Genomic DNA, 17,162 nt, shown 5'->3' with positions numbered 1-17,162 from the left:
TGCGTCCGGCGTGAGCCGGCGGACGGCTACTTGTTCAGGGCACCACCGTGACCGGCGGCACCGTCGTATCCGGCACCGGGATGACACTCGGCTGCGCCCGGGCCAGCGGCGGCGTGCGGTCGGGCTCCTCGGCCCCCCGGACATCCTGCGGATTGACCAGCTTCGGCTTGCCGATGTCGCTCGGTGCGACCGACGGTACCGCAGCCGGCTTCGTCGTGGGCATATCGGGCTTGGGAGCAGCCGGTGACGGCGGAACGACGGTCGCCGGCGCACTCGCCTCGGCTGGTGGCTGCGCCGGCTTCAGGGCCGCCGGGCGCTCGGGCGGGCGCGGTGTCAGCTTCTTCGGCGCCGGGCGCGCCTCCTCGCGCGGATCGAGCCTGACCACCCGCGGCGGCGGCTGCAGCACGATCCGGTCGAGCAGCTCGCCATTGAAGCGGTCGATGACCAGCCGCACCCGTGACCCGTTCGACGCCAGGCCGTCGACGACGATGGCCGAGCCAGTGCGCACCGTCCGCTGCACCTCGCGCAGGCCAAACTCCTGCACCGCGATCCTTCCGACGGCTCGCGGCGGGATCGGCGCCGCCCGACGCGGCGCATAATCGTAGCGCGGGCCGTAATCATCCTCGTAATCGTAGCCATAGCCGTAACGCGCGTAGCCACCGCCATAGTCATCGAGCTGGGCCAAAGCCGGGCCGCTGACGCCGGTCATAACCGCCAGGACGGCGAGGCCGGCCATCCGACGGCGCAAGCGGCGCGGCGTGGCGGCGGGCGAAACCAAGACTGCCATGGTCTGTCCTCTGTCAGACGAAATTCGCAGTCTTCAGTTCTCGGTAAGGATTGCGGCGCGCTTGCGGCGTGACTTCGCTGGGAAACGGGCGTTCTTCGACCCTCAGACCGTGGCCAGCACGGCCGCGAGCCGGTCAACCTCCACGGCCTGCGTCGCGAAGGAGCAGACGAAGCGCCCGACGACCTCGCCTTGCTGCAGCCGCCCATGTTCCGGCAGCGCCGCATCGGACCAGGCGATGTAGTGCACGCCCTGCGCCGCCAATGCGGCCTGCGCCTGCAGCGGCAGCACCAGGAAGACCTCGTTCGCCTCGCAGGCCCAGGCCAACCGCAGCTTGCCTGCCGCTTCGACCGCGCTGGCGAGGCGCTTGGCCATCGCATTGGCGTGGTGGGCGAGGTCGAGCCAGTGGCCACCGGCCAGAAGCCCTTCGAACTGTGCCCCGATCAGGCGGCCCTTGGACAGAGTGTGCCCGGCGCGCTTGCGCCGCCACGGCATCTCACCGGCATCGGCAGGATCGAAGACGATCACCGCCTCGGCGGCGAAGGCGCCGGTCTTGGTGCCGCCGAAGGAGAGCACGTCGACGCCGGCCCTCCAGGTGATCTCGGCGGGCGCGCAACCGAGCGCCGCGACCGCATTGGCGAAACGGGCGCCGTCCATGTGCAGCTTCAGCCCGCGCGGCGCGATCGCCTGCTTCAGCGCCGCAATCTCCTCAGCTTTGTAGACCAGCCCGCATTCGGTCGCCTGCGTAATCGACAGCAGCTGCGGCTGGACCTGATGCACGGCGCCCGCCCGCATGCGCGCGAGCTGGTCGGTGACGACCTCCGGCGCGAGCTTGCAGCCATCGCCGGGCAAGCCGACGATCTTGGCCCCGCCGGTGAAGAATTCGGGCGCCCCGCATTCATCGGCGGCGACATGCGCCTCGTGATGGCAGAGCACCGCCCCCCAGGGCTGGACCAGGCTCGCCAGCGCCAGGGAATTCGCCGCCGTACCGGTGGTGACCAGGAAGACCGCGACCTCGCGCTCGAACAGCTCGGCGAACAGGGCTTCGACCCGCTTCGTCCAAGCATCGTTGCCATAGCCGGCGGCGAAGCCGTCATTGGCCGCCGCCATCGCCTGCATCACCGGCGCGCTCGCCCCGGCCAGATTGTCGCTGACAAAATTCATCTAAGACATCCGGCGAGCCACTGCGAGGCTTCGAGGGATAAGCACGCTCGTGCCGCCGCGCAATCGATGCTGGGGCCCGCTCCGGTCTGCTTGAAGCGCAAGCCGGCTCGAAAAAGGTAGCGCCCATACCCTAAGCGGACGCTCGATCCGGCCCTGGTGCAGCGCAGCCCCGTTTCCTGCGATCGACAACTTCCGGCTTGGCGTACCAGCCGCCATGATGTGAAAATGTCCAGCCAGGGATAGAGATCGCAATAAAATTTCGCTGCAACGCAAAATCGGCGCTTGTGCCCAGATTGGAATTCTGGCAAGGTCAAGGCAATAGGACAGCGATGCTGTCCCATTTTCGAAGCGGGCCTCGCCGAGGCCCCGGTGCAGGCGGATGGAGCGAACGATGACGGGAGGTACGGCAAATAAAGCCAAAGCCAACCGTACGACGCGCGCCGCCCGCAAAACGGCGGCGTGACCAGGCGCGGCAGGGCTTAACGCCCGAGGCGCCTGCGGAGGACGCGGGCGCAAGACAAGACCAGCGCAAGCAACCTTCGCAAACCGAGAATAAAGCCGGACCGGCCCGATCCTTGCTCGCCAAGGTGGAAGCCGGAGCGGCGGTGGACTTTGGCGGGCTCCCGAGCCGATGCTGCGGGACCGATGCGGGCGGAGGCGACGATGAGCGAGAGCAGGAAGGCGAGCGCGATGGCCAACACCACTGCTAAAGTTGCCACCACGACGACGGCCGCTTTCGAGCGTTTCCCCGAGGTGCGCGACCCCGCCATGCCGGCCCGCCAGGGCCTCTACGACCCGTCCTATGAGAAGGACTCCTGCGGCGTCGGCTTCATCGCCGACATGAAGAACCGCAAGAGCCATGCGATCGTCGCGCAGGGCCTGCAGATCCTGCACAATATCGACCATCGCGGCGCCGTCGGCGCCGATCCCAAGCTCGGCGACGGCTGCGGCATCCTCACTCAGATCCCGCATCGCTTCTTCAAGGAAGAGTGCGCCAAGGTCGGCATCGACCTGCCCGAGCCCGGCCACTACGCCATCGGCCAGTTCTTCATGCCGCAGGAGGCCGACAACCGCGCCGTCTGCGAGGAGATCGTCGCCCAGACGGTCGAGGAGGAAGGCCTGATCTTCCTCGGCTGGCGCGACGTGCCGGTCGACAACAGCGACCTCGGCGAGGCCGTCAAGGAGACCGAGCCTTGCCATCGCCAGATCTTCGTCGGCCGCCCGGCCGAGATCATCGATGAGGACGAGTTCGAGCGGCAGGTCTATGTCCTCAGAAAGTCGGTCTCGAACAAGGTCTACAAGCGCCATGACCGGGCGACCGCGACCTATTATCCGGTCTCCTTCTCCTGCCGGACCATCGTCTACAAGGGCATGGTGCTGGTCACCCAGCTCGGCGCCTACTTCAAGGACCTGACCGACGAGCGCTTCGAGAGCGCTCTCGCCCTCGTCCACCAGCGCTTCGCCACCAACACCTTCCCGTCCTGGCGCCTCGCCCACCCCTACCGGATGGTCGCCCATAACGGCGAGATCAACACGCTGCGCGGCAACGTCAACTGGATGGCGGCCCGCCAGGCCTCGGTCGACTCCGAGCTCTTCGGCGCCGATATCTCCAAGCTCTGGCCGATCTCCTATGAGGGCCAGTCCGACACCGCCTGCTTCGACAACGCCCTCGAATTCCTGGTTCAGGGCGGCTATTCGCTCGCCCACGCCATGATGATGCTGGTGCCCGAGGCTTGGGCTGGCAACCCGCTGATGGATGAGAGCCGGCGCGCCTTCTACGAATACCACGCCGCGCTGATGGAGCCGTGGGACGGCCCCGCCGCGATCGCCTTCACCGACGGCCGCCAGATCGGTGCGACGCTCGACCGCAACGGCCTGCGCCCCGCCCGCTACCTCGTCACCGATGACGGGCTGGTCGTGCTCGCCTCGGAGTTCGGCGTGCTGCCGATCCCGGAGGAGAAGATCGTCCAGAAGTGGCGGCTCCAGCCCGGCAAGATGCTGCTGATCGACCTCGAAGAGGGCCGCATCATCGGCGACGACGAGATCAAGAGCACGCTTTGCCTCGCCAACCCCTACAAGGACTGGCTGAAGCGCACCCAGATCGTGCTGGAGGACCTGCCGCCGGTCGAGGCGCGGGCATCGCGCACCGACGTCGCCTTGCTCGATCGCCAGCAATCCTTCGGCTACACCCAGGAAGACACCAAGATCCTGATGGCGCCGATGGCGGTGACCGGCCAGGAAGCCGTCGGCTCGATGGGCACGGATACGCCGATCTCGGCGCTCTCCTCGAAGTCGAAGCTGCTCTACACCTATTTCAAGCAGAACTTCGCCCAGGTCACCAACCCGGCGATCGACCCGATCCGCGAGGAGCTCGTGATGAGCCTCCTCTCCTTCATCGGGCCGCGTCCGAACATCCTCGACCTCGAGGGCACCTCGCGCCGCAAGCGCCTGGAAGTGCGCCAGCCGATCCTGACCAATGACGATCTCGAAAAGATCCGCTGCATCGGTCACTACGAGGATCGCTTCGACACCAAGACGCTCGACATCACCTATCCGACCCGCGAGAGCGCGGCCGGCATGGAAGGCGCGATCGAGCGCCTGTGCGAGCGCGCGGAAGCGGCCGTCCATGGCGGCTACAACATCATCATCCTCTCCGACCGGCAGGTCGGGCCCGACCGCATCCCGATCCCGGCGCTGCTGGCGACGGCGGCGGTCCACCACCACCTGATCCGCAAGGGCCTGCGCACCTCGGTCGGCCTCGTGCTCGAATCCGGCGAGCCGCGCGAGATCCATCACTTCGCCCTCCTCGCCGGCTTCGGCGCCGAGGCGATCAACCCCTATCTCGCCTTCGAGACGCTGGAAGCGCTGTTCGAGGCCGGCGAGTTCCCGCCGGAGGTCGACCGCTACGAGGTGGTCAAGCGCTTCATCAAGTCGGTCGGCAAGGGCCTGCTCAAGGTCATGTCCAAGATGGGCATCTCGACCTACCAGTCCTATTGCGGCGCGCAGATCTTCGACGCTGTCGGCCTGCGTACGCAGTTCATCGACAAGTACTTCACCGGCACCATCTCCTCGATCGAGGGCGTCGGCCTCGCCGAGATCGCCGAGGAGAGCGTGCGCCGCCATCGCGACGCCTTCGGCGGCTCGCCGATCTATCGCGATGCCCTCGACATCGGCGGCGAATACGCCTTCCGCCTGCGCGGCGAGGCGCATGCCTGGACGCCGGAGAACATCGCGCTGCTGCAGCACGCGGTGCGCGGCAATGCCCGCGACAAGTTCAAGGCCTATTCCGACCTGGTCAACGACCAGAGCGAGAAGCTCTCCACCATTCGCGGCCTGTTCCACGTCAAGATGGCCGACGAACTCGGCCGCAAGCCGATCCCGCTCGACGAGGTCGAGAGCGCGGTCTCGATCGTCAAGCGCTTCTCCACCGGCGCCATGTCCTTCGGCTCGATCAGCCATGAGGCGCATTCCACGCTGGCGCTGGCGATGAACGCGATCGGCGGCAAGTCGAACACTGGCGAGGGCGGCGAGGAGCCCGAGCGCTTCAAGCCGCTGCCGGACGGGCGCTCGATGCGCTCGGCGATCAAGCAGGTCGCGTCCGGCCGCTTCGGCGTCACCACCGAATACCTCGTCAACTCGCAGATGATGCAGATCAAGGTCTCGCAGGGCGCCAAGCCCGGCGAGGGCGGCCAGCTGCCCGGCCACAAGGTCGATGCCCGCATCGCCAAGGTCCGGCATTCGACCCCGGGCGTCGGCCTGATCTCGCCGCCGCCGCATCACGACATCTACTCGATCGAGGATCTCGCCCAGCTGATCTTCGACCTGAAGAACGTCAATCCGGCCGCGGACGTCTCGGTCAAGCTCGTCTCCGAGCTCGGCGTCGGCACCGTCGCCGCCGGCGTCGCCAAGGCGCGCGCCGACCACATCACCATCGCCGGCTATGAGGGCGGCACCGGCGCTTCGCCGCTGACCTCGATCAAGCATGCCGGCTCGCCCTGGGAAATCGGCCTCGCCGAGACCCACCAGATCCTGGTGATGAACAAGCTGCGCGGCCGCATCGCGCTGCAGGTCGATGGTGGCCTGCGCACCGGCCGCGACATCGTCGTCGGCGCGCTGCTCGGCGCCGACGAGTTCGGCTTCGCCACGGCGCCGCTGATCGCCGCCGGCTGCATCATGATGCGCAAGTGCCATCTCAACACCTGTCCGGTCGGTGTCGCGACGCAGGACCCGGTGCTGCGCAAGCGCTTCAAGGGTCAGCCCGAGCACGTCATCAACTTCTTCTTCTTCCTCGCCGAGGACGTGCGCGAGATCATGGCGGAGATGGGCGTCAAGAGCTTCGACGAGCTCGTCGGCCGCTCCGACTGGCTCGACAAGAAGGAAGCGATCGAGCACTGGAAGGCCAAGGGGCTCGACTTCGCCCGCATCTTCCACAAGCCGGAGCCGGGCAACGGCGTCGCCATCCGCAATGTCGAGCGCCAGGTCCATCCGATCGAGTCGGTGCTCGACCGCACCCTGATCGCCAAGGCGGGCGCCTCGCTCGACAGCGGCGCGCCGGTGGTGATCGAGAGCGCGATCCGCAATGTCGACCGCTCGACCGGCGCCATGCTCTCGGGCGAGATTGCCAAGCGCCATGGCGGGCTCGGCCTGCCGGACGACGCGATCACGGTGAAGCTCACCGGCACTGCCGGCCAGAGCTTCGGCGCCTGGGTCGCGGCCGGCGTGACGCTCGATTTGACCGGCCAAGCCAACGACTATGTCGGCAAGGGCCTGTCGGGCGGCAAGTTGATCATCCGGCCTGATCCGAAGTCGCGTGCGCTCGCCGAGGAGGCGATCATCGTCGGCAACACCGTGCTCTACGGCGCGATCTCCGGCGAATGCTACTTCCGCGGCGTCGCCGGCGAACGCTTCGCGGTGCGCAATTCCGGCGCGATCGCGGTGGTCGAGGGCACCGGCGACCATGGCTGCGAGTACATGACCGGCGGCGTCGTCGTCGTGCTCGGCCAGACCGGACGCAACTTCGCGGCCGGCATGTCGGGCGGCATCGCCTATGTCCTCGACGAGGACAAGAGCTTCGCCAAGCGCTGCAACCTCTCCATGGTCGATCTCGAGCCGGTGCCGGAGGAGGAGGAGCTGACCCAGCGCCTCTACCACCATGGCGGCGACCTCGAGTTCAAGGGCCGCATCGACGTCATGGCCAACATGTCCGGCTACGACGCCGAGCGCCTGCACCAGCTCATCGCCAACCACCTGAAATACACGGGGTCGGCGCGGGCGCAGGCCATCCTGGAGAACTGGGCGGAGTACCTGCCCAAATTCGTCAAGGTCATGCCGGTCGAGTATCGGCGCGCACTACTGGAAATCGAGCGGGCCCAGGCCGGCGTCTCGGTTGCGGCCGAGTAATCGAACAGGCGGATGAGACGATGGGCAAGGTAACCGGTTTTCTCGAGATCGACCGCCGCGACCGGAAGTATCTTCCGGCGTCCGACCGGATCAGGAACTACAAGGAGTTCGTGATCCCGCTCGGCCGGGAGGCGACCCGCGACCAGGCGGCGCGCTGCATGAACTGCGGCATCCCGTATTGTCACAATGGCTGCCCGGTCAACAACCAGATCCCGGACTGGAACGACCTCGTCTACAACGACAAGTGGCAGGAAGCGCTGACCAACCTGCACTCGACCAACAACTTCCCCGAGTTCACCGGCCGCGTCTGCCCCGCTCCCTGCGAGGCATCCTGCACGCTGAACCTCGAGGACACCCCGGTCACCATCAAGTCGATCGAATGCGCGATCGTCGACAAGGGCTGGCAGGAAGGCTGGATCAAGCCCGAGCCATCCGCGGTCAAGACGGGCAAGAAGATCGCCATCATCGGCTCCGGCCCGGCCGGCCTGGCTGCCGCCCAGCAGCTCGCCCGCGCCGGTCACGAGGTCCATGTCTATGAACGCCAGGGCCGCGCCGGCGGCCTGCTGCGCTACGGCATCCCTGACTTCAAGATGGAGAAGTCGCATGTCGACCGGCGTGTCGCCCAGATGGAAGCCGAGGGCGTCGTCTTCCATTACGGCGTCAATGTCGGCATCGACATCGATCCGCAGGAACTGCTCGCACAATATGACGCGGTCGGCCTGACCGGCGGCGCCGAGAAGCCGCGCGACCTGCCGATCGAGGGCCGCGATCTCGACGGCGTCCAGTTCGCCATGGACTTCCTGCCGCAGCAGAACCGCCGCAATGGCGGCGAGCCGGACACGACGGGCAATGCCCGCCCGATCCTCGCCGGCGGCAAGCATGTCGTCGTCATCGGCGGCGGCGACACCGGCTCCGACTGCATCGGCACCTCGGTGCGCCAGGGCGCGCTCTCGGTCACCCAGCTCGAGATCATGCCGCAGCCGCCGGAGAAGGAGAACAAGCAGCTGACCTGGCCGAACTGGCCGCTGAAGCTGCGGACCTCCTCCAGCCATGAGGAAGGCGCCGAGCGCGACTTCGCCGTCGGCACCGTCAAGTTCACCGGCGAGAACGGCAAGGTGAAGACGCTGCACTGCGCCAAGGTCGATGCCCAGTTCAAGCCGATCGAGGGCAGCGAGTTCCAGCTCAAGGCCGATCTCGTCCTGCTCGCCATGGGCTTCGTCTCGCCGGTGCATGACGGCCTCATCACCAAGCTCGGCGTCAAGCTCGACGGACGGGGCAATGTCGAGGCCAACATGCTGGCCTACAAGACCACGGTCGAGAAGGTCTTCGCCGCCGGCGACATGCGCCGCGGCCAGTCGCTGGTGGTCTGGGCGATCCGCGAGGGCCGCCAGATGGCGCACTCGATCGACAAGCACCTGATGGGCGAGACCATCCTGCCACGCTGAGTGGCAGGTCAACACGCGTCATGCTCGGGCGAAGACCCGAGCATCTCAGGCCGGATGAGGCTCCGGTCTGCGCCTTCTCGTCACGAGATTCTCGGGTCGCCGCGGCGCGTAGCCCGAGAATGACGGCCTTTTCCTAGGCCCCCAGCAGATCGACCAGCGGCGGGATCAGCGGCTCGTCGGCCGGCGGCATGGCGAGCTCGCGCAGCTTGCCGGGACGCACCCATTTCAGCGCCTGCCCCTCGCGCGAGGTCACCGTCCCCTCCCAGCGACGACAGATATAGAGCGGCATCAGGAGGTGGAACTCGGGATAGGCGTAGCTGGCGAAGGTCAACGGCGCGAGGCAAGCTTCCTTGACCTCGATTCCGAGCTCCTCGGAAAGCTCGCGGATCAGCGCCGGCTCGGGCCGCTCGCCGGCTTCCAGCTTGCCGCCGGGAAACTCCCAGAGGCCCGCCAGGGCCTTGCCTTCGGGACGTTGGGTGACGAGCACGCGATTGTCGGAATCGACCAGCGCGCAGGCGACGACGAGCAGCAGTTTCACGAAAGGCTAATGTCCCGAGAGGATGACTTCGACCGGTTCGGTTTCCTTGCCGGTCAGCGTGACCTCGTCATAGACCGTGCCGCCCTCGCGGAAAACCTGGTCCTCCTCGCCCCAGATCACCTGGGTCGAAACGAAATAGGTGCCGGGCGCAACCTTGTGGAAGCTGAACTTCCCTCGCGCCGTCGTCTTGGTCGTACGGGTGAGCTCGGCATAGCGCGGATCGACCTGCTCGTTCGGATAGCGCCAGTGCGGCAGGAACTTGGCCTTGCCGAAGACACGGGCAAAGCGCTCGCGGGCATAGGCCGTCGCTGGGATCAGCCGGACGACCTCGCCGGCGGCGTTGACGACCTGTCCCTTGGAGCGCGTCCGGAAGGCGTGGCCCTCGATGACGCCGGTCCCGGCTTTCCGGATGAAGCCCGCCTCTTCCGCCGAGAAGGAGGATGCCGTCGGCGATGACGGCCCCTGCGCGACACAAGCTCCCAACAGGGCCGCAAGGCCCAGCACGCAGGCTATCCTCGTCATCTGGCACGTCCCCCCGCAGGCGCCGTCGATACCAGGAAGACGCCTGCGAGGATGATGCAACCTCCGATGATCTGCCGCAACTCCAGCGTTTCGCCGAGGATCAGCACACCCATGGCGGCAGCGACCGCCGGCACGAGATAGCCGGTCATCGCCGCGCGCGTCGGCCCGGCGGCGCGGATCAGCCGCATGAAGAACGTCACCGGCAGCGCCGTCGCGAACACGCCGAGCGCCAGCACGGCCTGCCAATGCGGCATGAGGGCTGTCAGCGCGCCCCAACCTGAGAAGATCAGTGTCAGCAGCAACGCGCCCGAGCCCGAGACCATCTGTTGGCCCAGCGCGAGCCGGATCGGATCGCCGGCCCGCGGCGGCACCGCGCGCGTGTAGAGGTTGGCGCAGGCATAGGACAGCGTCGCGCCGACCATGGCGAGCAGGCTGAGCGCCGTGCCGCCGCCCTCGACCAGGCGCGGCCCGATCAGGATGGCGACGCCGGCCATGCCGACCAGGATGCCGCTGAGCCGCCGCCGGCTCAGATGCTCTTCCGAGAACAGGACATGTGCGAACAGCGCCGTGACCAGCGGCCCCGCCGCCTGGATCATCGCCGCCGGGCCGCTGGCGAGCTGGATCAGCGCATAGGCGACGAGCACGTTCGGCAGCCAGCCATTGGTCGTGCCGAGCACCAGCCAGTGCCGGAGCTCGTGACGGCGCGGCAGCGGGCTCTGGCCGCGCAACCCGACGAAGAGCGCCAGCGTCGTCGCACCGAGCAGGCCGCGCCCCGCGGCGATCGCCCAGGGGGCGACGTCACCGGCCATCAGCTTGATGAACAGATAGCTGCTACCCCAGAGGAACGAGCAGGCGGCGAGATTGCCGACGATGAACGCCCTGCTCGGCCCCGAGGATTCAGGATCTGTAGTCGCCGTTGATCTCGACATAGGCCTTGGTCAGGTCGCAGGTCCAGACGGTGGCCTTGCCGCGGCCGAGGCCGAGATCGGTGGTGACGACGATGTGCTCGCTCTTCATGTAGTCGGAGACGGCCTGCTCATCATAGGAGCCGGCGCGCGCGCCCGCTTCCGCCACCTTGATCGCGCCGAAGGAGATGTCGAGCCTGTCACGATCGGCCGGCTCGCCGGCCTTGCCGACCGCCATGACGATACGGCCCCAATTGGCGTCCTCGCCGGCGACCGCCGTCTTGACCAGCGGCGAATTGGCGATCGAGAACGCGACCCTCTTGGCCGAGCGCGCCGATTTCGCCCCGACGACGCGGACCTCGACGAACTTGCGGGCGCCCTCGCCGTCCTTGCAGACCAGGTGCGACAACTCGAGCAGCAGCGCGTTCAGCGCCCGCTTGAAACCGGAGAGCCGAGCGTCGTTGGGATCGGTGATCTCGGGCACGCCGCGGGCCTTGGCCTTCCCGGTCGAGAACAGCATCAGCGTGTCGGAGGTCGAGGTGTCGCTGTCGACCGTGATCGCATTGAACGAGCCCTTGACGCCCTTCGACAGCAGGGCCTGCAGCACGGGAGCCGCGATCGGCGCATCAGTGAAGACGAAGGAGAGCATCGTCGCCATATCAGGCGCGATCATGCCGGCGCCCTTGGCGATGCCGGCGATGACGACCTCATGGCCATCGATCTTGGCCTTGCGCGAGACCGCCTTCGGGAAAGTGTCGGTGGTCATGATCGCCTTGGCGGCGTCGAGCCAGGGACCGTCGGCAGCGCGCTTGGCGCAATCGGCCAGCACGCCCTCGAACTTGGTCGCGTCGAGCGGCTCGCCGATCACGCCGGTCGAGGCGATGAAGACCTCCTCGGGCTTGCAGCCGGCGGCCTTGGCCGCGATCTTCGCGGTCAGAGCGACCGAGTCGCGGCCCTTCAGGCCGGTGAAGGCGTTGGCATTGCCGGAATTGACGACGATGGCGCGGGCCTTGCCCTGGGCCAGGTTCTCCCGGCACCAGTCGACCGGCGCCGACGGGCATTTCGAGCGGGTGAAGACGCCGGCGGCCTGCGAGCCCTCGTCGAGCAGGATGAGCACCACGTCGGTGCGGCCCTTGTAGCGGATGCCGGCCTCGGCGGTGGCGAAGCGCACGCCCGGCACGGCCGGGACCTTGGGCTGGCGCTTCGGCGCGAGCGGAGAAACGGGAACATCCTTGCCGGCCATCATGCGCCTCCTCGTATGGTTGGCCCGATGTGCCGCAGCAACGGGGCGAAGACAAGAGTCTCACCCCCTCCAAAAGCAAACGCCCGGGCATGGCCCGGGCGCATCACGACGGTCCTGTGAAGGACGCAGCCCGATCAGGGCTTCTTCGGCTCGGCCGGAGCCGGGGTCGCCGGCGCGGGCGCCGCCGGAGCAGCCGGTTTGTCGAGGCGCTCGACCTTGGCCTTCTCGCGCAGCGCCACGATGATGTCCTGCTGCGCCTTGCGGACCAGGTACTGGTCGATCTGCGGCTTGACCTCGTCGAAGCTCGGCAGGGGCTTGCTGCGCTTGTCCTCGAGCTTGATGACATGCCAGCCGAACTGGCTCTTCACCGGCTCGGAGACCTGGCCCTTGTCGAGCTTGAAGGCCGCCTCGGCGAATTCCGGCACCATGCGGTCCTTGGCGAACCAGCCGAGATCGCCGCCTTCCTTGCCCGAGCCCGGATCCTTGGAGAGCTCGGCCGCGACCTTGGCGAAGTCCTCGCCCTTCTTCACCCTCTCCAGCGCCGCCTTGGCCTGCGCCTCCTCGGGCACCAGGATATGGCGGGCGTGGACCTCTTCCTCAGGCTTCATCGCCTTGACGGTATCGTCGAACAGCTTCTTGGCCGCCTCGGGCGTTGCCGCCTTCTTGGCCTCGACGGTCAGGTATTCGTCGAGCAGGAGCTTGTCCCGGTTATAGGCGAGGCGCTTGGCGAATTCCGGCCCGTCGCCGACCTTGGCGGCAGCGGCGGCCTTGGCGCCGAGCTTAAGGTCGACCAGATAGTTGATCACCTCCTCGCGCTTGCGCTCCTCCGGCATCTGCGCGGTACGCTCGCCGAGATCCTCCTCGGCCAGCTTGAGGTCTCCCTCGGTGATGGTGATGCCGTCGACCTTGGCGACGGGCTTGTCCTGCTGCGCGAGGGCCGGCACGGCGGCCAGCGCGAAGCCAAGCGACAGCATGGCGAGACGGGAGGACAACATCGGTGCGGCCTTTCAACTGGACGGCGCGAAGATCGATCTCGCCGGCTGAGTGCCAGCAGAACGCGGCCTTGGCAAGACGGGGCTTTGCACATCAACGCGAGGCGGTGGTGCTGGTTCAATCCGCCGCAGCCCACTCCGCCCAAGAAGGCGCGGGAGCCCTCCTCCCTTGTGGGGGAGGGTTGGGAGGGGGGTTATCGCACCCGCAATCCGCTCCGCGCTGGACTGGACCTGCGTCGAGGGTGGCATACCCCCTCTCTAGCTCTCCCCCACAAGGGGGGAGAGGACAGGTCGCGGCTCCGCGACCAGCCACACAACCGCCCTCACCCCTTGGAACCCGCCGCGCCGGACCCCACATGCGCGCGGATAAGCGCGTGCTGGACCACGCGCCCGCGCCCGTCTAAACACGCGCGTGAATTTCTAGAGATTACCGCTTCGGCTGCGCGGTCTGCGCCGGCCGGCTTCGCTATTGAAAGGCCAGACATGCTTGGCGCGCTTGCAAAGAAACTCTTCGGCTCGTCGAATGATCGGCGGGTGAAGGGCTACCAACCCCGCGTCGCGGCGATCAACGCACTCGAAGCCGAGGTGTCCCAGCTCTCCGACGAAGCTCTTCGCGCCCGTACCGACACCTTCAAGCAGCAGCTCGCCGACGGCGCCAAGCTCGACGACCTTCTGGTGCCCGCCTTCGCCACCGTGCGCGAGGCGGCCAAGCGCGTGCTCGGCCAGCGACATTTCGACGTCCAGCTGATCGGCGGCATGGTGCTGCACGAGGGCTCGATCGCCGAGATGAAGACCGGCGAAGGCAAGACGCTTGTCGCCACGCTCCCGGTCTATCTCAACGCGCTCGCCGGCAAGGGCGTCCACGTCGTCACCGTCAACGACTACCTCGCCCGCCGCGACGCCGAGTGGATGGGCAAGATCTACAATTTCCTCGGGCTCAGCTTCGGCATCATCGTGCACGGCCTCGACGACGAGGAGCGCCAGCGCGCCTATGCCAGCGACATCACCTACGGCACCAACAACGAATTCGGCTTCGACTATCTGCGCGACAACATGAAGTACGAGGTCGCGCAGATGAGCCAGCGCGGCCACCATTTCGCGATCGTCGACGAGGTCGACTCGATCCTGATCGACGAAGCGCGCACGCCGCTGATCATCTCGGGCCCGCTCGACGACAAGTCGGACCTCTATGTTGCGATCGACAAGGTCCTGCCCCGCCTGATCAAGAGCGATTTCGAGGTCGACGAGAAGCAGCGTACCGTCGCCCTGACCGAGGCCGGCAACGAGCATATCGAGCAGCTGTTGCGCGAAGCCGACCTGCTCAAGGAAGGCGACCTCTACGATTCCGTCAACGTCACCCTGGTCCACCACGTCAACCAGGCGCTGCGCGCGCACTCGCTGTTCACGCGCGACAAGGACTACATCGTCCGCAATGACGAGGTGGTGATCATCGACGAGTTCACCGGCCGCATGATGCCCGGCCGGCGCTATTCGGAAGGCCTGCACCAGGCGCTCGAGGCCAAGGAGCACGTCACCGTCCAGCCCGAGAACGCGACGCTCGCCTCGATCACCTTCCAGAACTATTTCCGCCTCTACAAGAAGCTCGCCGGCATGACCGGCACCGCCGGCACCGAGGCCGACGAGTTCGAGCAGATCTACAAGCTCGAAGTGGTCGAGATCCCGACCAATGTCCCGGTCGCCCGTATCGACGACGACGACGAGGTCTATCGCAGCTTCCCGGAAAAGGTGAAGTCGATCATCAAGGAGCTGGAGCGCGCCAGCGAGCGCCTGCAGCCGGTGCTGGTCGGCACCGCCTCGATCGAGAAGTCCGAGCAGATCGCCGAGATGCTGGTCGCCGCCGGCTTCAAGCAGATCGACTTCAGCCAGCCCAGCGCGCTCGACTCGCTCTACGCCGCCGCCCGCACCGGCAAGAGCACCAAGCAGTTCGCGGTGCTGAACGCCCGCTTCCATGAGCAGGAGGCCTTTATCGTCGCCGAGGCCGGCGTGCCCGGCGCGATCACCATCGCCACCAACATGGCTGGCCGCGGCACCGACATCAAACTCGGCGGCAATGTCGAGATGCGCGTCTCGATCGAGACGGCCGGCATGGAAGACGGGCCGGAGAAGGACGCCAAGGTCAAGGAGATCGAGGCCGAGGTCGCCCGCTTCAAGGAGATGGTCCTCAACGCCTCCGAGACCATCGAGCTCGAGCCGGCCAAGGGCTCGCGCCCGGCCAAGACCATGACCCGCCCCGGCGGCCTCTACATCATCGGCACCGAGCGCCATGAGAGCCGGCGCATCGACAACCAGTTGCGCGGCCGCGGCGGCCGCCAGGGCGACCCCGGCCGCTCCAAGTTCTTCCTGTCGCTGCAGGACGACCTGATGCGCATCTTCGGCTCCGACCGGATGGACGGCATGCTGCAGAAGCTCGGCCTGCAGGAGGACGAGGCCATCGTCCACCCCTGGATCAACAAGGCGGTCGAGAAGGCGCAGGGCAAGGTCGAGGCGCGCAACTTCGACATCCGCAAGAACATCCTGAAATACGACGACGTCATGAACGACCAGCGCAAGGTCGTGTTCGAGCAGCGCCGCGACTTCATGCGCGAGGCGAGCGTGCGCGAGACCATCGACGACATGCGCCACGGCGTGGTCGAGGACACCGTTTCGCGCCGCATCCCCGAGGACGCCTATCCCGAGCAGTGGGATGCCGCCGGCCTGCGCGAGGACGTCGCGACCTATCTCAACCTCGAACTGCCGATCGAGGACTGGGCCAAGGAAGAAGGCATCGCCGACGCCGAATTGCGCGAGCGCATCCGCAAGATCGCCGACGAGGACTACACGGCGCGCATCGAGCGCAACACCGACGAGGTGATGACCTATATCGAGAAGCAGGTGCTGCTGCAGACGCTCGACCATCTCTGGCGCGAGCACCTGGTCACACTCGATCATCTGCGCCAGGTCATCGGCTGGCGCGGCTACGCCCAGCGCGACCCGCTGAACGAGTACAAGCAGGAAGCCTTCGAGCTCTTCGACAGCTTGATCGGCCGCCTGCGCGAGCAGGTCACCGGCAATCTGATGCGCGTCGAGGTCCGTTTCGACCAGCCGCCGGAAGACGGTCAGGGCTTCGACCAGGGCGGCAGCGATGCCCTGCCCCCGCCGCCCGCCGGCTTCTTCGCCAGCCAGCCGCAATTCGCCGCGACCGATGGCGACGTCGCCGTCGCCGAGCGCAACCCGACCGATCCCGCGAGCTGGGGCAAGGTCGGCCGCAACGAGCTCTGCCCCTGCGGCTCCGGCAAGAAGTTCAAGCACTGCCACGGCCAATTCGTCTGATCGCGGCGCCGGAGCGATCCTCCGGCGTGGTTTTCAGGCGAAAATGGCCTCGACTGCGCCGAGCGTATCGATCTCGATCCGGACGCTCGCGCCGGCATTGAGCCATTGCGTCCGCACGAGGCTGCCGAGCAGGACGGTCTCGCCGGCTCTCAGCGGCATCTGGCGCTGGCTGGCATGCTCCGCCAGCCAGGCCAACGCCGCATAGGGATGGCCAAGCACGTCGGCGCCAATGCCGGCGCCGGCTTCGGTCCCATCGATCAGAACCCGCCCATGCAGCGTCGCCAGATCCGGCAGCACGGCCGGGTCATGCTCGCGGCCGAGGACCGCACCAGCGGCGAAGAAATCGTCCGCGACCAGCATCGGCGTGCCCGTGCTCTGCCAGTCGACATAGCGATCATCGACGATCTCGATCGCCGCCATCACCGCCCCGACTGCTCCCCGCACGCTTTCGGCGGTGAACGGTCCTTCCGGCAGGTCGCTCGCCAGCCGCACCGCGATCTCGCACTCGACTCCGACCTTGACGAAATCGCCATGCCGGAGCCTGGCATCGCCGCGATGCGTGGTGCCGGCGAAGAGCCCGGCCGCACAGGGATGGGCAATGCCGAGATAGGCCTGCATCACCGGCGTGGTGCAGCCGATCTTCCAGCCGATACGGGCGCCGAAGCGGCTTTCGGCAAGACGCGCATGGACCGCATCGCGCACTGTATAGGCCTCTGCCAGATCGCGCGGCGAGGCTCCGGCAGAAGGCCGCGCCAGAGGCGTCAGACTCAGCCGAGCGGTGGTGATCGCATCTGCTGCGACGGCGATAGCAGCTTCGGACAAAGCAGAGCTCCGATTGT

At 67.1% G+C, this 17,162-nt stretch carries 11 protein-coding genes; 3 read left to right on the top strand and 8 right to left on the bottom strand.

The features are described 5' to 3' along the window. Positions 1-34: 34 nt before the first annotated feature. Complete coding sequence (locus VGV58_RS13585) at positions 35-787, bottom strand: hypothetical protein (RefSeq protein ID WP_326874542.1); 753 nt, start codon at positions 785-787, stop codon at positions 35-37. A gap of 102 nt (positions 788-889) precedes the next feature. Continuing rightward, on the bottom strand, positions 890-1,948 hold the full coding sequence (locus VGV58_RS13580) for a threonine aldolase family protein (protein WP_326874541.1): 1,059 nt from the start codon (positions 1,946-1,948) through the stop codon (positions 890-892). Positions 1,949-2,611: 663 nt separating this feature from the next. Here VGV58_RS13580 and gltB point away from each other — a divergent pair. Both gltB and VGV58_RS13570 read left to right on the top strand, forming a co-directional pair. Further along, on the top strand, positions 2,612-7,348 hold the full coding sequence (gltB, locus tag VGV58_RS13575) for a glutamate synthase large subunit (RefSeq protein ID WP_414643964.1): 4,737 nt from the start codon (positions 2,612-2,614) through the stop codon (positions 7,346-7,348). Positions 7,349-7,368: 20 nt separating this feature from the next. After that, on the top strand, positions 7,369-8,793 hold the full coding sequence (locus VGV58_RS13570) for a glutamate synthase subunit beta (protein ID WP_326874540.1): 1,425 nt from the start codon (positions 7,369-7,371) through the stop codon (positions 8,791-8,793). Between the two features lie 133 nt (positions 8,794-8,926). Here the strand turns inward: VGV58_RS13570 and mutT are convergent, their stop codons facing one another. The 5 genes from mutT to VGV58_RS13545 all read right to left on the bottom strand — a co-directional run bounded on the left by mutT (position 8,927) and on the right by VGV58_RS13545 (position 12,996). Continuing rightward, complete coding sequence (gene mutT, locus VGV58_RS13565; protein WP_326874539.1) at positions 8,927-9,331, bottom strand: 8-oxo-dGTP diphosphatase MutT; 405 nt, start codon at positions 9,329-9,331, stop codon at positions 8,927-8,929. Between the two features lie 6 nt (positions 9,332-9,337). Further along, positions 9,338-9,853, bottom strand: coding sequence for a carboxypeptidase regulatory-like domain-containing protein (locus VGV58_RS13560; protein WP_326874538.1), 516 nt, complete (start codon positions 9,851-9,853; stop codon positions 9,338-9,340). Further along, complete coding sequence (locus VGV58_RS13555; protein WP_326874537.1) at positions 9,850-10,782, bottom strand: DMT family transporter; 933 nt, start codon at positions 10,780-10,782, stop codon at positions 9,850-9,852. Before VGV58_RS13555 ends, VGV58_RS13560 begins: the two co-directional genes overlap by 4 nt. Next, positions 10,751-12,004: a bifunctional glutamate N-acetyltransferase/amino-acid acetyltransferase ArgJ gene (argJ, locus tag VGV58_RS13550; RefSeq protein WP_326874536.1), complete on the bottom strand. Its 1,254-nt coding sequence runs from the start codon at positions 12,002-12,004 to the stop codon at positions 10,751-10,753. Before argJ ends, VGV58_RS13555 begins: the two co-directional genes overlap by 32 nt. A gap of 131 nt (positions 12,005-12,135) precedes the next feature. Continuing rightward, complete coding sequence (locus VGV58_RS13545; protein ID WP_414643963.1) at positions 12,136-12,996, bottom strand: peptidylprolyl isomerase; 861 nt, start codon at positions 12,994-12,996, stop codon at positions 12,136-12,138. Between the two features lie 480 nt (positions 12,997-13,476). Here VGV58_RS13545 and secA point away from each other — a divergent pair, with 480 nt between their 5' ends. Continuing rightward, positions 13,477-16,323 (top strand): preprotein translocase subunit SecA, encoded by a 2,847-nt coding sequence (gene secA, locus VGV58_RS13540; protein WP_326874535.1) that lies wholly within the window; start codon positions 13,477-13,479, stop codon positions 16,321-16,323. Positions 16,324-16,356: 33 nt separating this feature from the next. Here the strand turns inward: secA and VGV58_RS13535 are convergent, their stop codons facing one another. After that, a complete protein-coding gene (locus tag VGV58_RS13535) occupies positions 16,357-17,145 on the bottom strand; it encodes a 2-keto-4-pentenoate hydratase (protein WP_326874534.1) in 789 nt (262 codons plus the stop codon). Between the last annotated feature and the right edge of the window lie 17 nt (positions 17,146-17,162).

Source organism: Allobosea sp. (assembly GCF_035944895.1).
GTDB lineage: Bacteria > Pseudomonadota > Alphaproteobacteria > Rhizobiales > Beijerinckiaceae > Allobosea.
The sequence above is the reverse complement of the archived record's forward strand: the minus strand, read 5'-3'. Positions and strand labels throughout refer to the sequence as shown.

Bases quoted from the DNA above. Each gene is read 5' to 3' on its own strand.
- VGV58_RS13560 (WP_326874538.1), bottom strand. From the start codon at position 9,853: ATGACGAGGATAGCCTGCGTGCTGGGCCTTGCGGCCCTGTTGGGAGCT.
- VGV58_RS13545 (WP_414643963.1), bottom strand. From the start codon at position 12,996: ATGTTGTCCTCCCGTCTCGCCATGCTGTCGCTTGGCTTCGCGCTGGCC.
- VGV58_RS13580 (WP_326874541.1), bottom strand. From the start codon at position 1,948: ATGAATTTTGTCAGCGACAATCTGGCCGGGGCGAGCGCGCCGGTGATG.
- VGV58_RS13585 (WP_326874542.1), bottom strand. From the start codon at position 787: ATGGCAGTCTTGGTTTCGCCCGCCGCCACGCCGCGCCGCTTGCGCCGT.
- VGV58_RS13570 (WP_326874540.1), top strand. From the start codon at position 7,369: ATGGGCAAGGTAACCGGTTTTCTCGAGATCGACCGCCGCGACCGGAAG.
- secA (WP_326874535.1), top strand. From the start codon at position 13,477: ATGCTTGGCGCGCTTGCAAAGAAACTCTTCGGCTCGTCGAATGATCGG.
- gltB (WP_414643964.1), top strand. From the start codon at position 2,612: ATGAGCGAGAGCAGGAAGGCGAGCGCGATGGCCAACACCACTGCTAAA.
- argJ (WP_326874536.1), bottom strand. From the start codon at position 12,004: ATGATGGCCGGCAAGGATGTTCCCGTTTCTCCGCTCGCGCCGAAGCGC.
- VGV58_RS13555 (WP_326874537.1), bottom strand. From the start codon at position 10,782: ATGTCGAGATCAACGGCGACTACAGATCCTGAATCCTCGGGGCCGAGC.